The sequence below is a fragment of the Diaminobutyricimonas sp. LJ205 genome, from assembly GCF_009755725.1.
In the GTDB taxonomy this organism is placed as follows: Bacteria; Actinomycetota; Actinomycetes; order Actinomycetales; family Microbacteriaceae; genus Ruicaihuangia.
This window is the reverse complement of sequence record NZ_CP046619.1, coordinates 980,064-998,943: the sequence shown is the minus strand read 5'-3', so window position 1 is coordinate 998,943 and position 18,880 is coordinate 980,064. Positions and strand designations below refer to the sequence as shown.

At 66.2% G+C, this 18,880-nt stretch carries 19 protein-coding genes and 1 riboswitch; of the genes, 7 read left to right on the top strand and 12 right to left on the bottom strand.

Annotation, left to right across the window (positions count from 1 at the left end; genetic code table 11):
- Window positions 1-15: 15 nt before the first annotated feature.
- Entirely contained in the window at window positions 16-813 is a 798-nt protein-coding gene (locus GO591_RS04710; RefSeq protein WP_232466276.1) for a class II glutamine amidotransferase, read from the top strand.
- A 168-nt stretch (window positions 814-981) separates the two neighbouring features.
- On the opposite strand, the gene GO591_RS04705 is transcribed toward GO591_RS04710, so the two are convergent.
- From GO591_RS04705 to GO591_RS04690, 4 genes are all read right to left on the bottom strand, one after another.
- Window positions 982-1,767, bottom strand: coding sequence for an SDR family NAD(P)-dependent oxidoreductase (locus GO591_RS04705; protein ID WP_157155750.1), 786 nt, complete (start codon window positions 1,765-1,767; stop codon window positions 982-984).
- 64 nt (window positions 1,768-1,831) lie between these two features.
- Complete coding sequence (locus GO591_RS04700) at window positions 1,832-2,269, bottom strand: cupin domain-containing protein (RefSeq protein ID WP_157155749.1); 438 nt, start codon at window positions 2,267-2,269, stop codon at window positions 1,832-1,834.
- 23 nt (window positions 2,270-2,292) lie between these two features.
- On the bottom strand, window positions 2,293-3,096 hold the full coding sequence (locus GO591_RS04695; RefSeq protein ID WP_157155748.1) for a fumarylacetoacetate hydrolase family protein: 804 nt from the start codon (window positions 3,094-3,096) through the stop codon (window positions 2,293-2,295).
- 107 nt (window positions 3,097-3,203) lie between these two features.
- On the bottom strand, window positions 3,204-3,986 hold the full coding sequence (locus tag GO591_RS04690; RefSeq protein ID WP_157155747.1) for an IclR family transcriptional regulator: 783 nt from the start codon (window positions 3,984-3,986) through the stop codon (window positions 3,204-3,206).
- Window positions 3,987-4,123: 137 nt separating this feature from the next.
- Here GO591_RS04690 and GO591_RS04685 point away from each other — a divergent pair, with 137 nt between their 5' ends.
- Genes GO591_RS04685 through GO591_RS04675 form a run of 3 tightly spaced genes read left to right on the top strand, consistent with a single transcriptional unit; the run spans window position 4,124 to window position 6,682 of the window.
- On the top strand, window positions 4,124-5,458 hold the full coding sequence (locus tag GO591_RS04685; RefSeq protein ID WP_157155746.1) for an MFS transporter: 1,335 nt from the start codon (window positions 4,124-4,126) through the stop codon (window positions 5,456-5,458).
- Between the two features lie 27 nt (window positions 5,459-5,485).
- Window positions 5,486-6,274, top strand: a complete 789-nt coding sequence (locus GO591_RS04680) for an NAD(P)-binding domain-containing protein (RefSeq protein ID WP_157155745.1) — start codon at window positions 5,486-5,488, stop codon at window positions 6,272-6,274.
- 27 nt (window positions 6,275-6,301) lie between these two features.
- The gene (locus tag GO591_RS04675; protein ID WP_157155744.1) at window positions 6,302-6,682 is read left to right on the top strand and encodes an NIPSNAP family protein; all 381 of its coding nucleotides are present in this window, start codon (window positions 6,302-6,304) and stop codon (window positions 6,680-6,682) included.
- Window positions 6,683-6,966: 284 nt separating this feature from the next.
- Here the strand turns inward: GO591_RS04675 and GO591_RS04670 are convergent, their stop codons facing one another.
- Window positions 6,967-8,094, bottom strand: a complete 1,128-nt coding sequence (locus tag GO591_RS04670; protein WP_157155743.1) for an NYN domain-containing protein — start codon at window positions 8,092-8,094, stop codon at window positions 6,967-6,969.
- 109 nt (window positions 8,095-8,203) lie between these two features.
- Here GO591_RS04670 and GO591_RS04665 point away from each other — a divergent pair, with 109 nt between their 5' ends.
- A complete protein-coding gene (locus tag GO591_RS04665; protein ID WP_198295562.1) occupies window positions 8,204-8,929 on the top strand; it encodes a hypothetical protein in 726 nt (241 codons plus the stop codon).
- A 40-nt stretch (window positions 8,930-8,969) separates the two neighbouring features.
- The gene (locus tag GO591_RS04660; RefSeq protein WP_157155741.1) at window positions 8,970-9,797 is read left to right on the top strand and encodes a class I SAM-dependent methyltransferase; all 828 of its coding nucleotides are present in this window, start codon (window positions 8,970-8,972) and stop codon (window positions 9,795-9,797) included.
- A gap of 163 nt (window positions 9,798-9,960) precedes the next feature.
- On the opposite strand, the gene GO591_RS04655 is transcribed toward GO591_RS04660, so the two are convergent.
- The 7 genes from GO591_RS04655 to GO591_RS04625 form a co-directional block, all read right to left on the bottom strand.
- Window positions 9,961-11,682 (bottom strand): CocE/NonD family hydrolase, encoded by a 1,722-nt coding sequence (locus GO591_RS04655; protein WP_157155740.1) that lies wholly within the window; start codon window positions 11,680-11,682, stop codon window positions 9,961-9,963.
- Window positions 11,682-12,638, bottom strand: a complete 957-nt coding sequence (locus GO591_RS04650) for an MBL fold metallo-hydrolase (protein ID WP_157155739.1) — start codon at window positions 12,636-12,638, stop codon at window positions 11,682-11,684. The genes GO591_RS04655 and GO591_RS04650 overlap by 1 nt, the downstream gene beginning before the upstream one ends.
- Window positions 12,635-13,567 carry an alpha/beta hydrolase gene (locus tag GO591_RS04645; protein WP_157155738.1) on the bottom strand — a complete coding sequence of 311 codons (933 nt, stop codon included), beginning with the start codon at window positions 13,565-13,567 and terminating at the stop codon, window positions 12,635-12,637. Before GO591_RS04645 ends, GO591_RS04650 begins: the two co-directional genes overlap by 4 nt.
- Window positions 13,568-13,572: 5 nt before the next feature.
- A complete protein-coding gene (locus GO591_RS04640; protein WP_157155737.1) occupies window positions 13,573-14,706 on the bottom strand; it encodes an FAD-dependent oxidoreductase in 1,134 nt (377 codons plus the stop codon).
- 69 nt (window positions 14,707-14,775) lie between these two features.
- The gene (locus tag GO591_RS04635) at window positions 14,776-15,738 is read right to left on the bottom strand and encodes a phosphotriesterase family protein (RefSeq protein WP_232466275.1); all 963 of its coding nucleotides are present in this window, start codon (window positions 15,736-15,738) and stop codon (window positions 14,776-14,778) included.
- A 36-nt stretch (window positions 15,739-15,774) separates the two neighbouring features.
- Window positions 15,775-16,752: a phosphotriesterase family protein gene (locus GO591_RS04630; protein WP_157155735.1), complete on the bottom strand. Its 978-nt coding sequence runs from the start codon at window positions 16,750-16,752 to the stop codon at window positions 15,775-15,777.
- Window positions 16,753-17,026: 274 nt separating this feature from the next.
- Window positions 17,027-17,374 carry a DUF4190 domain-containing protein gene (locus tag GO591_RS04625; protein WP_167140591.1) on the bottom strand — a complete coding sequence of 116 codons (348 nt, stop codon included), beginning with the start codon at window positions 17,372-17,374 and terminating at the stop codon, window positions 17,027-17,029.
- 117 nt (window positions 17,375-17,491) lie between these two features.
- Window positions 17,492-17,606, top strand: a riboswitch (SAM riboswitch).
- 29 nt (window positions 17,607-17,635) lie between these two features.
- On the opposite strand from GO591_RS04625, the gene GO591_RS04620 reads away from it, so the two are divergent.
- Complete coding sequence (locus GO591_RS04620; RefSeq protein ID WP_157155733.1) at window positions 17,636-18,223, top strand: hypothetical protein; 588 nt, start codon at window positions 17,636-17,638, stop codon at window positions 18,221-18,223.
- Window positions 18,224-18,880 lie beyond the last annotated feature (657 nt).

The following is an 18,880-nucleotide window of genomic DNA, read 5'->3' as shown; positions in this document are numbered from 1 at the left end:
TATTCGGGTGAGCCGATGTCCCCGGCGACGGTGGTTCTCGATACCCCGCACTCGCTCGTGGAACAGTCGCTGCATTCACCGCTCGGCAAGGAGACCGTGAATGGCGACGGGTTCGGACTGGGCTGGTACCCGTCCGACGGCAATGGCGGAAAGCCGTGGCTGTACCGCAGCATCGAGCCGGCCTGGTACAACGAGAACCTGCGCGACATCGCCGGCGCCGTGCAGAGCCACCTGTTCTTCGCCCACGTGCGCGCGGCGAGTGGCCCGCCGATCCAGCAGACGAACTGTCATCCGTTCCGCTACGCCCACTGGATGTTCATGCACAACGGCGGGCTGCGCGACTGGTGGCGCGTCCGGCATGAGGTCATGATGCTGGTCGACCCGGAACTGTACCCGCTGGTGCGCGGCACAACCGATTCCGAGGCGGTGTTCCATGTCGCGCTGACGATGGGGCTTGCTGAGGATCCGATCGCGGGCATGGGCGAGGCCATCCGCAAGATTGAAGAGGCCGGCCGGCGGCTCGGGGTCGAGTATCCGGTGCAGGGCTCGTTCGCGGTCTCCGATGGCGCGACGATCTGGGCGTTCCGGTATTCGACCGAGCACCGTTCACGCACACTGTTCCATTCCGAGGACATGCGCACGTTGCAGGAGGCGTATCCGGATGTCGAGCGGCTGAAGGCGCACGGCAAGCGATCCCGGGTGATCGTCTCCGAACCGCTCAGCGGCCTGCCCGGTGCGTTCATCGAGGTGCCGGAGTCGACAGTCGGGATCCTGGACGCCGACGGGTACCGGGAGGAGCCGTTCCTGCGCTGAGCCGTCGTAGCCCCGGACCTACTTTCGGTGGTTGAGGAGCGCCCGAGCGCAGCGAGGACGCGACTCGAAACCACCATTGCGGAAGGGTTGGTTTCGAGACGCGTCGCTCGCAAGCTCGCGGCGCTCCTCAACCAACGGAGTGCGGCTCCTCAACCAACGGATGTGCGTTTAGATGCTGCGGGACTGCCCGCCGTCGACCGCGATTGCGGTACCGGTGATGTGGCGCGCATCCTCTGAGGCGAGGTACGCGACCAACGAGGCGATCTCGTCCGGATCCGCCGGGCGGCCGGCGGGAATGCGCGCCTCGAGTGCCGCCCGAGCTTCGTCGACCGGCACAGCGTTGATGCGCGCGTAAGTCGAGGCGAGGCCGTCCCAGCGCCCGGTGCGCGTGGGTCCCGGGCAGACGGCATTCACGGTGATCCCGAACTCGGCGAGCTGCAGCGATGCAGCCTTCGTGACCGAGATCAGCGCCGCGTTCGCGGCTCCCGCCACGGCCATCCACGGGTCCGGCTCACGACCGGCGGTGCCGGCGATGTTCACGATGCGGCCGGAGCTGCGCTCAGTCATCGCGGGGATGACGGCACGCATCAACCGCACGCTGCCGAGCACCTTCGAATCCAGCGCCGCGGTCCAGCCGGCGTCGTCGACCTGGTCGATAGTGCCCGCCGGGGCGCTGCCCACCGAGTTGACCAGCACGTCGAGACGCCCGTGATCATCGAGCACTCTCGCGACAACCGATCGGCACGAGTCATCCGAACTTACATCCAGCGGCAACGCCGAAGCGCGCGCGTCGATCTCGACAAGCGACGCGCGCGCTTCGGACAGACGCTCTTCACTGCGACCACCCACCACCACGACGAACCCGGCGCTCGCTAGTCGGCGTGCGCTGGCCAGCCCGATTCCGGAGGTCCCTCCAGAGATCAGGGCGACGGGGGCATCAATGGGTGCGGTCACAGCAGCGTCCTTTCCGGGGGGAACTGGTGATTCGTTGGAGCGGGGAGGCTAGGAGGCTAGGAGGCTACGAGCGGTAGTCGATCTCGAGTTCGGCGACGTCCTGGTCCTCGAGGTTCACCACGATGTTGTCAGGGGTGCGCGTGGTCAGCCAGACCAGTTCCTCGGTCTTGCTCGCGTTGCCCTCGATGTGCGGCACGAACGGCGGCACGTAGACGAAGTCGCCCTCTTCGAGGTAGACGATCTCTTCGTAGCGCTCTCCGAAGCGAATGAAGCCACGGCCCTTGAACACGTAACCGCCGGTCTCCGCCTCACCGTGGTGGTGAGCGTCCGAGATCTCACCCGGTCCGGTGTGGACCTTGCCGAACCAGAGGCCTTCGACCTCGGTGTTCTCGACGCTCACACCGGAGATGCGGAGCGCCTTCGACGTCTGGCCGGGAGCCTCCGGCAGCTCGCCATTGCGCTGCACCGTGAGCTTCTTCAGGGTCTGGGGCGTCGTTGTCATGATTGTCCTTTCGTGGAGATAAGTCAGCTGGAAGCAGCGACGATGTTGGAGAGGCGGCCAATGCCATCGATCTCGATGACGCACTCATCGCCCGGACGCATCCACAGCTGTGGCGTACGTGACGAGCCGACTCCGCCGGGAGTGCCGGTGGCGATGAGGTCGCCGGGGCGCAGCGGCGTCCAGGACGAGATGTAGGCGATCAGGTCACTCACGGGGAAGATGAGCTGGCCGAGCTCGGAGTCCTGCACGACCTCGCCGTTCAGGATCGTCCGGATGCCGCGGCCGGCGAGTTCGCCCACCTCGTCGGCAGTGACGATCGCCGGGCCGACCGAACCGGAGTTCTCGAAGTTCTTGCCCGGCGTGTACTGATGCGTGTGGAACTGGAAGTCGCGCAGCGAACCGTCGTTCATGAGCGTGTAGCCGAGCACGTGGGCGGCGGCATCCTCGGCGGCGATGTGGCGCCCGCCCTTGCCGATCACGACGACCAACTCGCCCTCGAAGTCGAACTGGTCGCTCTCGGCCGGCTTCTCGATCGGCTCACCGTCGGCGACGAACGAGTCAGCGAAGCGCGGGAAGATCACCGGATGCGTCGGAAGCTGACGCTTCATCTCCAGCACGTGGTCCCGGTAGTTCAATCCGACGCAGAAGATCTTGGCACCGTCGGAGATGGGCGTGCCGATCGTAACCGCCTCGGCGCTGTGCTCGATCGGCAGCGCGTCGGCAGCGATGACCTCGGGCAGCGTGGCGTCTTTGTGCGGTTGGCGCACGATGGCCCCATCAAGAACTCCCCAGCCCTGCGCGGGGCCGGTCAGGCGCACTAGCTTCACTCTGCTCTACCTCCGAAGCGACGCCCCGTCGGCGTCGACTCGGGCCATAGTACGCACACTTTTCCCCAAAGCGGAAATGACGCACACAAGATTCCTCTATGTGGAATCTAAAAGGAGAGTGCCTGCTCAATCTGGGCGGCGTGCTCGGTAAGCATGCGCAGGAACTCCAATTCCCGCGCTGACGGTTCAGCCGTCGCATCCGCGGTCGCATCGGGATTGAACCGAGACAGCGGACCAGTCAGCGTGAGGCAGGCCACCGGGCGTCCGCTTGGCCGGTGAATCGGCACGGCAATCGCCGCAAGACCCTCTTCCGACTCGCCGAGGTTGCGCGCGTAGCCACGCTCCCGCGTCTGTGCCAGCTCTCGTTTCAGCTCAGTGAGCGTATGCAGGCCACGTCCGGTGCCGCCGGGAAGCTCCTCATCCGGATACAACGCGTCGAGTTCGTCGTCGGAAAGCTGGGCCAACAGGATCTTTCCGGAAGCGGCGGTGTGCGACGGAATGGAAACACCGACCCTGCTGGTGACTCGCATGACTCTCGGCGACTCGATCACGGAAACGAACCTCGTCTGCTGCCCGTTGAGCACTGAGATGTGCACGGTCTCGGTGGATTCGTCGCGCAGGTGCTGCATGATTGGAAAGCCGACTTCGATGCAGTGCTCGATCGCCGCGGCGTCTCCGGACGAGGACATCGCCGGCCCCAGCCGATACCGGCGGCCGGCGTCGAGCTGCTCGACGAAATGGAATTCGAGCAACGTGGCCAGGAGCCTGTGTGCCGTCGAGACGCCAATGCCGAGCCGGCTTGCGACCTCGGTGACGCCGAGATCGGCATGGTTCTGAAGTAACTGGATGACGCGAAGCGCCTGAGCGACGGACTGCAGTGTCTGCGACATGCGAATAGTTTTCCATATAGAGGAAAGATCGGCAAGGTTTCCCGCTTGCTGGAATCATCTGTTACATTCCTCTGACGCATCCGCGTCGCACGCGCGGCTGCCTGCACGCTTGCCAACAGCCAACAAAGGAGTTCCCTGTGGCCCTCACCACTGACCGCCCCGACGGCACGATCGCCGTCCGCCGAACCCGCCGGATGCAGACCCGCGCCGCCGTCAGCGGCACCCTCGGCTCTGCGCTCGAATGGTTCGACTTCGCCGTCTACGGCGCACTCTCGGCCACGCTCTTCCCCGCGCTGTTCTTCAGCGACCTCGGTGAGACCGGCGCCCTGCTCGCCTCCTTCGCCTCGTTCGGTGTCGGGTTCGTCGCCCGTCCGCTCGGGGGCATCATCTTCGGATACCTCGGCGACCGGTACGGCCGACGGCCCATCCTGTTGGTCACCTTCATCGCCATGGGTGTCTCGTCGGTGATCATCGGCCTGCTGCCTACCGGCCAGGGCATCGGCATCGCGGTGCTGCTGGTGGCGTTGCGCTTCATCCAGGGCTTCTCGCTCGGTGGCGAGGCCACCGGCGCGCAGCTGATGACCATGGAGCACACCGTGAGCAACCGCCGCGGACTGATGGGTGCGTTCATCAACGTCGGCTCACCGCTCAGCCAGGTGCTCGCGAACCTGACGCTCGCCGTGCTGACCCTCGTGCTCACCACCGAGCAGTGGGAGGGCTGGGGCTGGCGCATCCCGTTCCTGATGAGCATTGCGCTCGTCGCGGTCGGCGTCTACATCCGCCTGCGTCTCGAGGAGACCCCGGCGTTCGTGGTGCAGAAGCAGCAGGTCGAGAACTCGGCCGCCCAGAAGACCAATGGCCTGAGCGTGCTCAAGACGCAGCCGCTGCGTGTTCTGCAGCTGACCCTCGCCTGGGGTGGCGCGGCGCTCACGTTCTACCTCGTCGCCGTCTACGGCCTCAGCTACCTCACCAAGCAGGCCGGCATGGAGTCCGGCGACGGATTCCTCATCCTCATGCTCGCCAACGGCATCTCGGTGCTCTTCGGTCTCTTCGGCGGCTGGCTGAGCGACCGAATCGGCCGCAAGACCGTCCTGATCATCGGCACCATCGGCTGCTTCGTCGGCGTCGCACTGTTCTTCCCGATCGCGAACACCGGAAGCTTCGCACTCGCGTTGCTCGTGGTGGTCCTCTCTCTCAGCTCGGTGCAGTTCGCCTACGGCGCGCAGCCGGCCTTCTTCGCGGAGCAGTTCCCGACCGCGAGCCGCTTCTCGGGTTCGGCGCTGTCGCTCACCATGGCGAACCTGATCTTCGCCGCCCCGGCGCCGTTGGTCGCCACCGCGCTCACCGATGTCGGAGGAACCGGCACGGTCGTCGCACTCACCCTCGGCGTGCTCGTCGTCTCGCTGATTGCCCTGTCGACCACCAAGGACAACAAGGACGTCGACCTCGCCACGTTCACCGAGCTCCGCTGATTGAGCGGGCGGGATTCAGGAGTAACCATGCACCTCATCATTGGACTCGGCCCCATCGGCGCCGGAATCGGTGAACGACTCGCTGAGCGCGAGCATCCGGTGGCTGGCCTCGACCTGGATCCCGCCCGGGCGGCGGCCTGGGCACAGGCGACCGGATGCCCGGGCTTCAGCAGCTTCGACGATGTGCCCTGGACCGACATCGACACCGTGATTGTGGCCGTCCGGCTGGCCCACCAGGTCACCGCGACATTCGCTTCGATCCGAGACCGTTACTCCTGGCCGCTCACGGTGCTGGTGGTCACCACGCTCTCGGTGAACGCCGCCAAGGAAATCCTGCCCGCGGCTCCGCCCGAGTGGCGGGTGTTCGAGGCTCCGATCTCGGGCGGCCCGCGCGGCGCTCGCGATGGCAGCATGACCGTGTTCCTCGCCGGACCGCAGCCGACGCCAGAGGAGCAGGCGGTGCTGGACGACATCGCCGGCCGGGTCTTCACCTCGGCCGATTACGGCACCCCCGCGTTACTGAAACTCTGCAACAACACCCTCGGCGCCTACAACGCGCTCGCCACAGCAACCATGCTGCAGCTCACCGCCGAGCATGGAGTATCGGCCGAACAGTTCCTCGACGTGGTGTCAGTGGCGTCCGGGCAGAGCTGGATGAGCGACAACTTCACCGAGTTCCACGACGACCTCCTGTTCAAAGACGCGCACCTGCTGCAGAGCGACCTCGGGGAGCTCCCGACGGTGTCGGTCTCGCCCACGCAGGAGCATCTCAGCGCCGCTATCGCGGCGGCGCGTGCCCTGATCACCAACCACTAACGCACCACAGAAGGAAGTACCAGCACCATGCTCGTCGAAGAACGCACCTATGTTCTGCACACCCACGTCAAGCTCGCCGATTACCTGGCGACCTACGAGAACATCGGTCTGCCCGTTCAGCGCAAGATCCTCGGCGGGTTCCTCGGCTACTTCGTGACCGAGTTCGGCACCCAGAACCAGCTCACCCACTTCTGGGCGTACACCGACCTGGAAGACCGCCGCCGGCGCCGCGCCCTGCTGCACGAGAACGAGCAGTGGCTCGAGAACCTTGAGATCATCCGGCCGATGATCCTGAGCATGGAGAACAAGATCATGTACCCCACGTCGTTCTCGCCGATCCGCTCACTGCCGGTGACCGTGACCGACGCCGACACCGCCTTCACCACGGGCTACGACGACCTCGTCTAGTCACCCGTAGTCGCCGCGAAGCCGGCGGCCCCGGAGCCCCCGAGCGCAGCGAACCACGCGTCTGAAACCACCTTTCCGGATGCCGCGGGCCTTTGCCGGTGGTTGAGAAGCGCACTACCGTTCATCGCATTCCGGGGGCGGTAGTGCGTTTTTTGCTATGTCACTTCAGAGTGACATAGCAAAAACGGAGGGGTCGTCGCCGGAATGCCCGATCCCGCCCCCGGTTTCGAGACGCGTCCTCGCTGCGCTCGGGCGCTCCGGGGCCACCGGGCGGGCTGGCGCCCCTAGTCCGCCACCCGCATCCGCACCCGCTGCCCGTTCGAGCTCTTGTCGAACTCGGCGAAGTTCGACCGGGACTTCACGAAGTCGGTGAACGAGCTGTAGCCGAGGGACTTCTCGTGGAACGACGGGTCCATCCGCTTGATCTGCTGCTTCACCGCCGAGGTGTGCAGCCACTCGTCATCGCCGGCCTTGTCGTGGCCGAGCTCGAGCGCCCGGCGCAGCAGCTTGGTCGCCGCCCGCGGTGACATCTTGGCGGCCTGCTCACCGGCGCCGGCGCCGGGCTCGTCATCGTCGTCGTCCGTCTCCGGCTCCACCATGGGCTGCTGGAACAGCAGGTCGGTGGCCTTGGTCGCCGCCGTCTTCCTTGCGGGAGCCTTCTGTGCGGTGGTCTTCTCGACCGCAACCTTCTCCCTCGGGGCCTTCTTGGCGGCCGGTGCCTTCGCGCCGGTCGGCTCGGGCGGCGCGGCAACCGGTGCGGTGGCTGCGGCCGTCGCGGCATCCCGGGCAGCGACATCCGGAACCATCGAATCCGGAGCCGCGCCATCGGTCTCCACCTCGTCCGTGCCGATGCCCGGCAGGTCGTCGTACAGGCTGAACTCGTTGCAGGCGGCGGGCAGCGACTTGCTCGTCGCGCCGGCGACGCCGACGGCGATGATGTAGCGTCCGAGGCGCTTGACCCGCTGGGCGAGGGCGACGTAGTCGGAATCGCCGGCCACCAGCACCACGTGGGTGACGTCGTTCAGGCGGAACATGTCCTCCACGACGTCGATGGCCAGGCGGATGTCGGCGCCGTTCTTGGTCGCCGAGAGCGGGAACATCTGGGTCAAGTCGATCGCCCGGTCGATCAGCTGCTTGCGGTACCCGGAATTCACCGGCTGCGACCAGTCGGCATAGGCGCGGCTGATCACGATCGGGCCAAACGACGACGCGTAGTCGAGGATCGCTCCGATGTCGACGGTGGCCTGCCGGATGCGGGCCACCACGTCCTGGTTGGCGGTCGGGTCGGTGACCACGACATTCTTCACCCGGTCGGACTGGAACGCTCCGCGCCCGTATACCTGGTTGTAGCGCGAGATGACGATGTTATCGAAGTCGATGTACACGGCCACACGGTTGTCGGCGTCTGCCATTGACAGCTCCTTCTGGTTTGCGGATGTCTCGGCTTCAGTCTCACACCTAGCGGCTCCACAGGTGCGGGGAAATACTGAAATGCAGATCTGACACGACCGGAGGTACGTGATGAATCCCCTGAGGGCACTGTTCGGACTGATTGCAGCAGCGGTTCTGGCGCTCGTCGGCTATTCCGCAGTGAAGTGGGCGAGATACGGCCAGCCCGAGAACCACCCGGCCGATGAGACGCTCGACCGGATCATCCCGAAACCGGAAGTCGACGAGTACAACGAGACCGTCGTGAACGCGCCGGGCCCGGTGACCTTCGCCGAGGCGCGGGACATCGACCTGTGGCAGTCGCCGCCGATCAAGGCGCTGTTCTGGCTGCGCTCGGTGCCGTCGATGGCACGAGGCGAAGAGTTCAAGATGCCCGAGGCGCGCGGACTCGTCGCCGAGACCGAGGGGCTGGGCTGGGGGCTGCTGGACTGGGACCCGGGGCGCCGGATGGTGCTCGGCGCCTACGCGCAGCCGTGGAAGCGCGACGTGAAGTTCGCGTCGCTGCCAATGGAAGAGTTCATCGCGTTCAACCAGCCGGGCTACGCCAAGATCGTCGTGACCATCGAGGCGCGGCCGATCAGCGACCAGAGTTCGCTGCTGATCACGCGCACCCGCGTCGCCACCACCGATGCGGAAGCGCGGCGCAGGTTCCGGCTGTACTGGGGTCCGATCTCGGCCGGGATCATCGCGATCCGCAAGCTCGGGCTGCCGATGATCAAGGAGAGGGCCGAGGCCAGGATGAAGGACGCGGCCGCCCACGGCACGTCGACCGAGAGGGATGTCGCCTCCAGCGAGTGACGTTAGGCCGGTGACATCCGTCCCGAACGAAGGGAACACGATGAGCGAGACCACCAACACCGACGCCGACAAGGCGTTGAAAGCGAAACACCGCACGATGTGGGCGCTCGGGGATTACCCCACACTCGCGTCCGATCTCATCTCCGAACTGGGGACCACGATCGTCGAGGCCTGCGCCATCGGCGATGGCCAGCGAGTGCTCGACATCGCCGCAGGATCGGGCAACGCCGCCATTCCGGCCGCGCAGGCCGGAGCCGACGTCGTGGCCACCGACCTGACTCCGGAGTTGCTGCAGGTCGGCAAGCGCCGCGCCGTGGAGCTCGGCGTCCAGCTCGATTGGCAGCAGGCGGATGCCGAGGACCTGCCATTCGCCGACGGTGAGTTCGACGCAGTCATCTCCACCGTGGGAATCATGTTCGCCCCACACCACGAGGCCAGCGCCAGCGAGATGCTCCGGGTCTGCCGAACCGGTGGCACCATCGGACTGATCAACTGGACACCCGAGGGCTTCATCGGCCAGATGTTCGCCACCATGAAGCCGTACGCTGCCCCGCCCCCTCCGGGCGCCACCCCGCCGCCTCGCTGGGGCGACGAGGAGCATGTGCGGTCCCTGCTCGGAGACCGAGTGACCGAGTTCACGGCGACCCGCAAGACGCTGCCGGTCACCAAGTTCGGTTCGGGTGAGGAGTTCTGCAGCTATTTCAAGACGCATTACGGTCCGACGATCGCGGCCTACCGCAACATCGCGGATGATCCGGAGCGTGTCGCGGCGCTGGATCGCGACCTTGCCGACCTGGCCCGGCGGTTCGACAAGGGATCGGGTGACCTCGAGTGGGAGTACCTGTTGGTGACGGCCCGGAAGGCGTGACGCGACTCTGAGATCCGCCGCGGAGTTTCGAGACGCGTCACTCGCTTCGCTCGCGGCGCTCCTCAACCACCGGAACGGTGAGCGCGCCACCGTCTGTGCCTGTTCGGGACGTTCGTGCCCGCTCGAGCGGACTCAAACGTTCCAAACGGGCACGGACGCGGACTCAGTCGGCCTTCCGCGTCGTGAACGGGAGGACCAGCCGGGACGGGTGCGCCGCATCACGGTAGATCTTGTGCGTGACCGGGCGACCCACCGGCAGGTGGAAGGCATCCGGCGGCAGCAGCGAGTTGTGCTCGTCCACCAGCGGCTCGGCGTTCGACAGCTCCACCACCAGCCGGTGACCCGGCTTGAACGTGTTCGCGAACGGGTAGAGGCGCAGCACGTACTCCTCGATCTTGCCCGGCTCCACCGGCTCGGTGCGGGTGTGCGGGTGGAACGGGTTGCCCTCGGTGGTGCGCTCGTCGAGCTCACGGTGCGAGGCCTTGAGGTAACCGGTGGTGACCAGCTGCCGCTTGCCGTTCGGGGCGGCATCCCACAGCCGCATGATGAAGTTGGTGTCGACTTGGTCGATCTCGGCGAAGATGTGCGCTGCGCCGGTGCCGATCATCTCGGTGTCTTCCTCGAACGGCGCGGTGCTCCAGTTGATGATCTCGACCTTGTCGGTCACCGTCAGCGGTGCCTGGTAGAAACCGTCCGGGGCCGCGTACTCGGCGCCCATCAGTTCCGGCTCGGCGGAGAGTTTGTGCCGCGGACGCAGGTAGAGCGACTTGTACTCGACCTCCTTCGGCGGCCACTGGTCGGCGGTCACGGTTTCCCGCGAGCCTTCGACGAAGACGCTGACGGCCGGCTCGTCCATTACGCCGTTGTCGATGCCCTTGATCCAGTAGTCGTACCAGCGGAACATCTTGTCGTGCTCTTCGATGAACGGGCGCGACTGCATCGGCGGGTACGGGCCGATGGTCAGCTTCTTCGGACCCCTCAGCGCGTCGAACAGCTCGATGGTGCCGTCGAGGGTCCAGCCACGGCCCTGGTCAAGCTGCAGCCAGACCGGGATGTCGATGTTCGGGGCCAGCGTGATCGGGTTGCGCTCCTCGTACCAGTCGCCGTCCAGCTCGTTCATCACGATGTCGAACCAGGCCTCGTGGTTCTTGGGGTAGTGCAGCACGTGCACGAGGTTCGGCCAGGCCGCGACATCCGGATCCTGCAGCCGCTTCGCGACCAGTTCCTTCAGCTCTTCGGGCGAGTACTTCTCGATCATCCGGGACTTGACGTTGTCGGTGAACGCCCAGCCCGAGTCGCCGCCGCGACCCTCGCGGGCGGCGCGCGGCATGAACCACATGACGCCGCCGTGGTACGTGGTCTCGTAGAAGTCGTAGTGGCCGCCGCTGACGAAGATCGCCTTCAGGCTCGGCGGGCGCTCGGCCGCGGCCAGCACCTGCATCGAGCCGAAGTAGGAGATGCCGACCATGCCGACGTTGCCGTCGCACCAGGGCTGCGCGGCGACCCACTCGATGAAGTCGTAGGCATCCTGGCCGAGCGAGACTCCCCCGGCGTTGTAGTTGCCGATGTGCTCGCCGCCGGATGCCCCGGAGCCACGCAGGTCGCCGATGACGTGGACGTAGTCCTCAGCGACGATGCGGGCGATGTCGCCGGCCTCGATGCAGCCGTCCCACATCGGGCTGGGGCGTCGCTGCGGCGGGGTCGTCAGGGCGAGGGCCTGCAACTCCTTGCCGTACGGGCTCAGGGCGACCAGCGCAGGACGCGGCTTGTCGTCAACACCCTGGTAGGCGTCCGCGGCGAGCTCGACGCCGTCGCGCATCGGCACTCGGAGGTCCTTGCGAATGGAAATCGTCTGCCCACCGGCATCCCACGTGATGTCTGCCATCAGTGCGTAGCTCCTTCTGTGTTCTGCGCGAACTGCGTTGCGTAACCGTGCATGGTCGTGAAGAACGGCGACGGCTCCAATGTGGGGTCGCCCTCGTAGCCGAGCTCCTCGGCGACCCGGGCGAACGGCGAGTAGGGCGAATCGGTCTGCTGCAGGCCATCCTGCAGGTAGCGGTGCGCGGCGTCGCTGATCTGCGCCTCGCGGTCGAGGCTCTGCTGCAGCGCTTCCTGCGCCTGCTGGGCGTCGAGTTCGACGCCGTACGGGACGCCGTCGGCGTTGCGGTACGGATGTCCGAGGTATAGGCGCTGCGGACGGACCTGGTCCCGCAGGTACTCCAGGCTGGTGCGGTAGCCGACCGGGTCGACGTAGCCGGGGAAACCGCTGGCAGCGCCATACACCTGCACGGCGTCGCCAACGAAGACATCGTTCTGGCCCTCGACGACGTAGGCGACCGCCCCCGGGGTGTGGCCGGGGATCGAGTGCACCGAGACGGTGACATCCCCGCCGAGCGAGAGGGTCTCGCCGCCCTTCACGAGCATGGTCGGCTCCATCTCGCCGGAGATGACCGCGTTGCCAGCGCCGGCGACCTTCGCTTCACCGTCGGGGTCGCGAAGGTACTGCGCCCGTCCGGCAAGGTATTCGTCGACGTGGGCGCGGCGCGAGCGCAGCATCGGGGCATCCGCTTCGTGGATGACAACCTGGGCGCGTCGGCCGGTGAGTTCCCACAGCGCGTGGGCGCCGCCGAGGTGGTCAATGTGGCCGTGGGTCAGCAGGATCCAGCGGACATCCTCAATCCGACGGCCGAGAGCCTCGAGAGCAGGGATCATGCCTTCGGCTGGCGACGACGCGATGCCGGTGTCGACGATGGCCGGCTCGGGTGCGTCGATGAAGAAGCTGTACAGCCCGAACCGACCCCACGGCGAGACCAGCGGGTGGATGCTGACTTCCTGGGTCATGGTCGTGGCCGATTCAAGAATGCACCGGTCTCGACGAAGGCCTGGTAGTACTCCGGAATCCAAAAGAAGTTCTGCACGAATCCGTGGTTGGCGCCGGCGTACCGACTGACCGTGACCTCCACACCGGCGTCGGCGAGACGCTGGCCGTAGAGCTCGCCTTCGTCTCGCAGCGGATCGTATTCGGCGGTGATGATCAAGGCAGGCGGCAAACCGGACAGGTCCGTCCGCTTGATCGGTGACACCAGCGGATCCGCCGGATCCGCGCCACTCTCGATGTAGAAAGAGTTCCACGGTTTCAGGCCAGCCGTCTCCAGCCCGTACCCCTCGGCGTTCTCCCGCAGCGACGCGTAGCGGTCGACGTCGAAGTCCAGGTCCACGGACGGGTAGAACAGCACCTGGTGGGTGATCCGGTCGAAGCCGTTGTCGTGGGCCATCGCCGCGACCGCGGCCACGAAGTTGCCGCCGGAGCTGTCGCCGGCGATGGCGAGGTTCCGACCGTCCCAGCCCAGGGTCTCCCCCTGCTCGGCCGCCCAGCGGACCACCCCGTAGCTGTCGCGCAGGCTGGCCGGGTAGGCGGCTTCCGGAACCAACCGGAAGCCAGCCGAGATGACCTTGTGCCCGGTCTCCTTCGCCAGGGCACGCGCGACGTGGTCGTGCGTGTCCAGGCTGCCGGAGAAGAAGGCACCGCCGTGGAAGTACACGATCAGCCCGTAGGAGTCGGCCTCGACCGGCGTGTAGATCCTCACGGGAACCTCACCGGACAGTGTTGTCGCGGTGACATCCTGAACCGAATGCACCTGCGCCCGAGCCTCGAGCGGCGGGATGAATGCCTCATCTCCGGCGCGTTTCGCCGCCGGGTCCGGCCGGGTGCCGTGATCGGCTGGCGGCAGGGTGGCGAGGATCTTGGCGATTTCAGGATGCACTGTCATGGTGTCTAGCCTGCCTGCCCCTGAACCGGAGCCGCGGACTGGGCGGCCGGCTTCTGGCCGGGGAAGACGTCGTCGAGTTCGCCTTCGGACCAGCCCTGACGCGAGATGCGCTGCAGTTCGTCGGTCACCGGCTTGCGGGTGGCCTGGTACAGGGCCAGCGCTTCCTTGACGGAGTCTGCCTCGACGAGGGCGTCGGCGAGCGCGCCGGCGTCTTCAATGGCCGAGTTCGCTCCCTGGCCCTGGTGGTGCAGCATCGAGTGGGCCGCATCACCCATGAGGGCAACGGAGTCCGAGTGCCACACGTCGATCGGGTCGATGTCGTACACCGCCTTGATGCTCACCGTGGACAGGTCCAGCTCGCGCGTGATCGCCACCAGCCGCTCGTCGAAACCCTCGACGGTCTTCACCATGTCATCGATGGTCACGTTCGGCGTCCAGGTGCCGTCGGAGTTCAGCGCCGTGACGTCGAAGGACACCTGGCCGCGGTGACGCAGCGGCAGCAGGTAGACCTTCGTGCCATGGCCGATGTACATCCGGAGGTTGTCGTCGACGACCATGCCGTGGGCGGCGTCGATCGAGATCACCGCGCGGTACGCGTGCTCGCCGGCGAACACCGGGCCCTTCTTGCTGAACAGCTGCTCACGCACCGCCGACTTGATGCCGTCGGCGCCGATGACCAGGTCGGCCTCGACGGTCTTGCCGTCCGCGAAGGTGAGCACGGCGCGCTCGCCCTTGTCCTCGATCTTCTCGAGCCGGTGGTTGAAGTGCACCATGCCCTCCGGAAGCACACCGAGCAGGGCGTCGATGAAGTCCCGGCGGTGGATGAGGTGGGTCTGCTTGAGGTCGCCGGACTCGGGCCAGGCATCCTTCATGATCGGCTCACCGGTCGCGGTGAGGATCTCGAAGTAGTCGCTCGGCGAGGTCACCTTTGCGATGTCGTCGAAGATCCCCCACTGGCGGAACCGCTGCATGGTCGCCGGACGCAGGCCGATGCCGGCGCCGACCTCACCGGAAAAGGGTGCCTGCTCGTACACGTTGACGGTGGCGCCCAGCAGGCTCAGGGCCTTGGCTGCGGCCGCGCCGCCGTAACCGGCGCCGATGATGGCGATGTTCAGGTTCTTGATTTCCGAGGGCTGCATTGCTCTCTCGCTTTCTTGTGTCCGGCTGTCCCGGTCGGTGCGGTGGTTGAGGGTGAAGGTGGTGAGGGGTCAGAGCTTGATCGACAGGAAGTCGGCCGGGTTGTCGATGAGGATCTTGTCGATCGTCGCCTCGTCGAGACCGGCGGCGCGGAAGTCGGGGATCATCTGCTCGAAGATGTAGTTCACGGTGTGACCCTTCACGCCTGGCCAGCCGAGCGGGCTGCAGTTCGCGTCAGCCGAGACGAGCAGCAGGTCGAGGTATCCCTTGTGAACCAGGTCGACGAAGTGGTCCAGACGCTCCTTACGGGGGCGGGCCCAAAACGGCGGGTCCTCGAGCTCGGTCTCGTAGCCGAAGGTGTCGAAGCCGATGCGACCGCCCTGCGCGGCAATGTAGTCGTGCGGGGTGATCGGTGCGTTCAGTCCGTCATCGGCGTGCCCGAACAGCACACGGTCCAGCGGCAGACCCTCCTCGCGGAAGATGTCGACCGCGGGCTGCGGGTCGATGGCCAGGTGGGTGAGGATCGGCACGCCGGTCGCGACGGATGCCCGGGCAGCAGCCCGGTAGATGCGCTTGTCGAGCTCCGTCATCCGTCCCCCGCGACTGACACCGACCTTGATGACGCCGGCCTTGCTGCCGGTGTCGCCGATGCCGACGGTGATCTCGTGGATGAAGACCTTGGCCAGGTAGTCGACGCTGGCGCGGGCGAAGTGCGCCAGCGCGGTGTCGCCGCCGACGAAGCCGGTGCAGGCCACGATGTGCACGCCGGTCTTCTTCGACAGGGACTTGTAGTAGTCGATGTCGCGGCCGTTGCAGATGCCGGTGGCGTCGACGAAGGTGCCGCCGCCGTACTCGTGAAAGGCGCGCAGTTTCGGCACGGTCTCCTCGTATGCCTGTTCCGGCGTCTTCCACCACTTGCTGTCCAGCTCGCTGCCGGGCATGCCGTAGCCGATGTGCTCGTGGACGGCCACGAGGCCCAATTCTTCGGCCGGGATGGTTCCCAGTACCGTGTTTACCTTTGACAACGTCGTCACCTTAGAAAGTCGGTTTGGTCAGTTACGCGGGTCGGCTCAGCGCACCGTGAGCAGGTCGCGCGGATTGTCGATCAGGATGCGCCGGGCGTCCTCATCGCTGAGCCCGAGGGTCTTCAGGGAGGGCACGAACTTTGACACGACATGGCTGAACGGCAGGTCGTAGTCTGGCTGGCCCTTGGCCACGCCGATCGCATTGCTCGACAGCAGGATCCGGTTGCCGTGGCCGGCGTCGACGAGATCGATGACCAGGGCCGCACGCTCGCGGTCGGTCAGGTAGTCGTCGTCATCGTCCAGGCCGACGTGGTCCAGTCCTACGAACGCTCCGCGGCGGGCCACCTCGAGGGCGGCGCCGGCGGCATCCCGGCGGTCGAGGTCGCCGACGAGCACCCGGTCGGCGCGGAGCGTCTCGTCGAGGATGATGTCGAGGTCGTGCAGTGCGTCGGCGCCGTAGCGGATGGACACCGGAACGCCGGTGGTCAACGCGGTTCGCGCCGCTCCGCGGAAGAGGCTCTCATCGGTCGGCGTCATGCCGGCCCGGGTGGCCGTGGTGGTCACCAGGCCGGCGGCGGCGCGGCGTTCGACGCGAGGAACCACCATGCCTTCGGTGACCTCCTTGGAGAAGAGGTCGGCGAACTTCTCGGCCGGCCACGGCGTCGGCGGGTTGGTCTGCGGGGTGAGGAAGTAGCCGCCGAGCATCTCCTCGGGGCCCATGCCGGTCGAGGCGACGATGTGCACGCCGGTCGAGCGCGACAGCGCTTCGTACAGGTTCAGGTCGCGGCCGTGGAACATGCCTGTGCTGTCGACGATGGTCTGGCCGCCGTGTGCGCGGAAGTCGTTGAGCTTCGCCGCGAGAATCTCGAAGATCTCGGCCCGGTCGATGCGGATGTCGGGTGCGTACTGTGCCCCGGGAACCACCGAGAGCAGCGCCTCGTGGACAGCGACCACGCCCAGTTCATCAGCCTGGATCGGGCCGAGCACCGTGTGGACGGTACTCGTAACAGTCGTTGCCGTCATTGGCACAACCTTTCGTGATCGTCGCGCCGTCGTTGGCGTCACGTGTGGTGGATTACGTGTTCATTAGGTTTACACGATGTCTTGCGAAAGTCAATGCGCCTGAGCACGCCGCGAGTTCGCATCCGCCCGGTGATTGAGGAGCGCGCGACGAAGTCGCCCGCCTCTCGAAATCGCGTCAAGGTCAACCCGCCCTTTCGGAGCGGACCTATCCATTTTCCGTATGGCACTCTGGGGTGACACACGGATCTCCGGGTGTCGGTCTGGGCAGGCAGCCTCAGACCGAGGTGGTGGATCCGACGACTCCGACGAAGATCCAGCCCATCGTCACCAGCACGATGAGCGCAACGGTCACGCCGCCGAGAATCAGACCGGTGAGCGCCTGACCGCGTCCGACTCCACCGATCCGTCCCGCCTTCTGCCAGCCCACGATGCCGAAGATGACAGCGAGCACGCTCGGCACGAATGCGAACACCGCAGCGATCAGGCCGAGGAACGGGACGACCGACCAGATGCCGACCGTGATTCCGACGATGCCGAGCACAAGTGCGGCAACCGCCAAGCCGTTCGACGGAGGACGAACCACCTGCTGATAGATCACCTGGGATTGAGGGGCGTAGCTCACCATCCGAGCATCTCAGACCGTGGTATCCGGGTGCGCATTGGCGCTGACCCCCGTTGCGGGTACATGCGGGCGGCGTGCCGAGCGGATGTCTGTCGCCTGTCGTAGTCTCATTCTCACGTTCAAGAGCGACAGCCAGAGGTACCTGGCCGGCTGTCCGGCAACCCCGTCCATCGACTGGGGTGCCCCAGGGGAAGAACGGGCCCGCGGCATCCGTCTCGGGCAAGTCGATGGAAGGCGATGCCTTCCGGAAGGAGGCATCCGATGCCTGCTGGAAACAACCACCCCGAGCCCACCGTGACGCTCAGCGAGTACCTCGCCAGCCCTGAGTTGTACCCCGAGTTGGACATCCTCGACGAGGAGATCGGCAGTGTTCCTCGCCGCGAGCCGTCGTCTCCCGATCTGTGGGGCAGCATCCCCGACGAGCGGAGGGTCGCCTGGAGCAAGGTCTTCCTGACCTTCAAGCCGGTCTGGGTCGGCACCGCCGCCATGAACGGGACCTACGGCGCGGTTCGCCGCGGACGGTACACGACCATCAGTCGCTGGGTCCCCGTGGCCCACGCGTTTGAGGCCGTCGGGTTCACTCCGGACAGCTATTACGTTCTCCGAACCAGCCTCCCAAGGGTTGTGCATGAAGAGGGGCATCCGCTGATCCGGGTGGTCCCGCAAAAGAGCGGGCCGCGCAGCATCGCACTCCGGGCTGCCGATTGGGCGATCTGGCCGCAGTTGGTCGACGCCGGCATGACCCCGGGGCACGCCACCGCCTGGGTGCTCGCGCAGGGAACCCTGGGGCTGCCGGATGACTGGACGATCGACGACGAGGGGCGGCTCCAGACGGGAGCCGACGAATGATCGCAGCAGCACTCGTGAGCCACCCCCGTTCGCCGACACTCGTCGATTCCCGACGGACTTTCGAGAAAGTGTTGCGCCGCGGGCCTGAACCCCACTACCGTGATCCCCTGTACGCCAATTGACGAAAGGAGCCCCGCGTGTTTATTCAAGACTGTGCAATCGCAATGTCCCCCGCCGGCGGCTTCGTCGGCGTCTTCACCGCCTGATCGGGTAGCTGTTGTTCCACCGGTCCAGTCGGTGGTGACGCTTTCGAAGCTCGACCAGACAGCCTCAGTAGGAGTCCGCACTCCCCTGGCTTAGGTCATTCACCCCGCGCGTGACGCGCCTATCGCGTCCTCCCACTCGCCGCCTGTTGCGGCCACCTCTCTATTCGGCGACTCCGGAAGCGCATTGGCGCGCCCGGCTTCGCGATGACAAAGGAATCACCACCATCATGCAGATCCAACAGCTGACCGCTTCCGGTCGCCATGATCACCCGCCCCAACCCAACCCTCAACCCACCGCTCAGACGCGAACCGTGCGCCGGGTTGGTCTGCTCGACCGAGCCGCGATGCACCTCGGCCTCGCACTGATCCGGTGGGGTCGGCGCCCGGTCAAGGGAGGGCCGGCTCAATCGGGCCTGAACCTCGAAACCGTTGAAGCTCACCGGCAGCGGGA

Bases quoted from the DNA above. Each gene is read 5' to 3' on its own strand.
- GO591_RS04690 (WP_157155747.1), bottom strand. From the start codon at position 3,986: ATGTCGCAGACACTGCAGTCCGTCGCTCAGGCGCTTCGCGTCATCCAG.
- GO591_RS04670 (WP_157155743.1), bottom strand. From the start codon at position 8,094: ATGGCAGACGCCGACAACCGTGTGGCCGTGTACATCGACTTCGATAAC.
- GO591_RS04645 (WP_157155738.1), bottom strand. From the start codon at position 13,567: ATGACAGTGCATCCTGAAATCGCCAAGATCCTCGCCACCCTGCCGCCA.
- GO591_RS04665 (WP_198295562.1), top strand. From the start codon at position 8,204: ATGAATCCCCTGAGGGCACTGTTCGGACTGATTGCAGCAGCGGTTCTG.
- GO591_RS04675 (WP_157155744.1), top strand. From the start codon at position 6,302: ATGCTCGTCGAAGAACGCACCTATGTTCTGCACACCCACGTCAAGCTC.
- GO591_RS04655 (WP_157155740.1), bottom strand. From the start codon at position 11,682: ATGGCAGACATCACGTGGGATGCCGGTGGGCAGACGATTTCCATTCGC.
- GO591_RS04710 (WP_232466276.1), top strand. From the start codon at position 16: ATGTCCCCGGCGACGGTGGTTCTCGATACCCCGCACTCGCTCGTGGAA.
- GO591_RS04650 (WP_157155739.1), bottom strand. From the start codon at position 12,638: ATGACCCAGGAAGTCAGCATCCACCCGCTGGTCTCGCCGTGGGGTCGG.
- GO591_RS04640 (WP_157155737.1), bottom strand. From the start codon at position 14,706: ATGCAGCCCTCGGAAATCAAGAACCTGAACATCGCCATCATCGGCGCC.
- GO591_RS04700 (WP_157155749.1), bottom strand. From the start codon at position 2,269: ATGACAACGACGCCCCAGACCCTGAAGAAGCTCACGGTGCAGCGCAAT.
- GO591_RS04620 (WP_157155733.1), top strand. From the start codon at position 17,636: ATGCCTGCTGGAAACAACCACCCCGAGCCCACCGTGACGCTCAGCGAG.
- GO591_RS04680 (WP_157155745.1), top strand. From the start codon at position 5,486: ATGCACCTCATCATTGGACTCGGCCCCATCGGCGCCGGAATCGGTGAA.
- GO591_RS04630 (WP_157155735.1), bottom strand. From the start codon at position 16,752: ATGACGGCAACGACTGTTACGAGTACCGTCCACACGGTGCTCGGCCCG.
- GO591_RS04660 (WP_157155741.1), top strand. From the start codon at position 8,970: ATGAGCGAGACCACCAACACCGACGCCGACAAGGCGTTGAAAGCGAAA.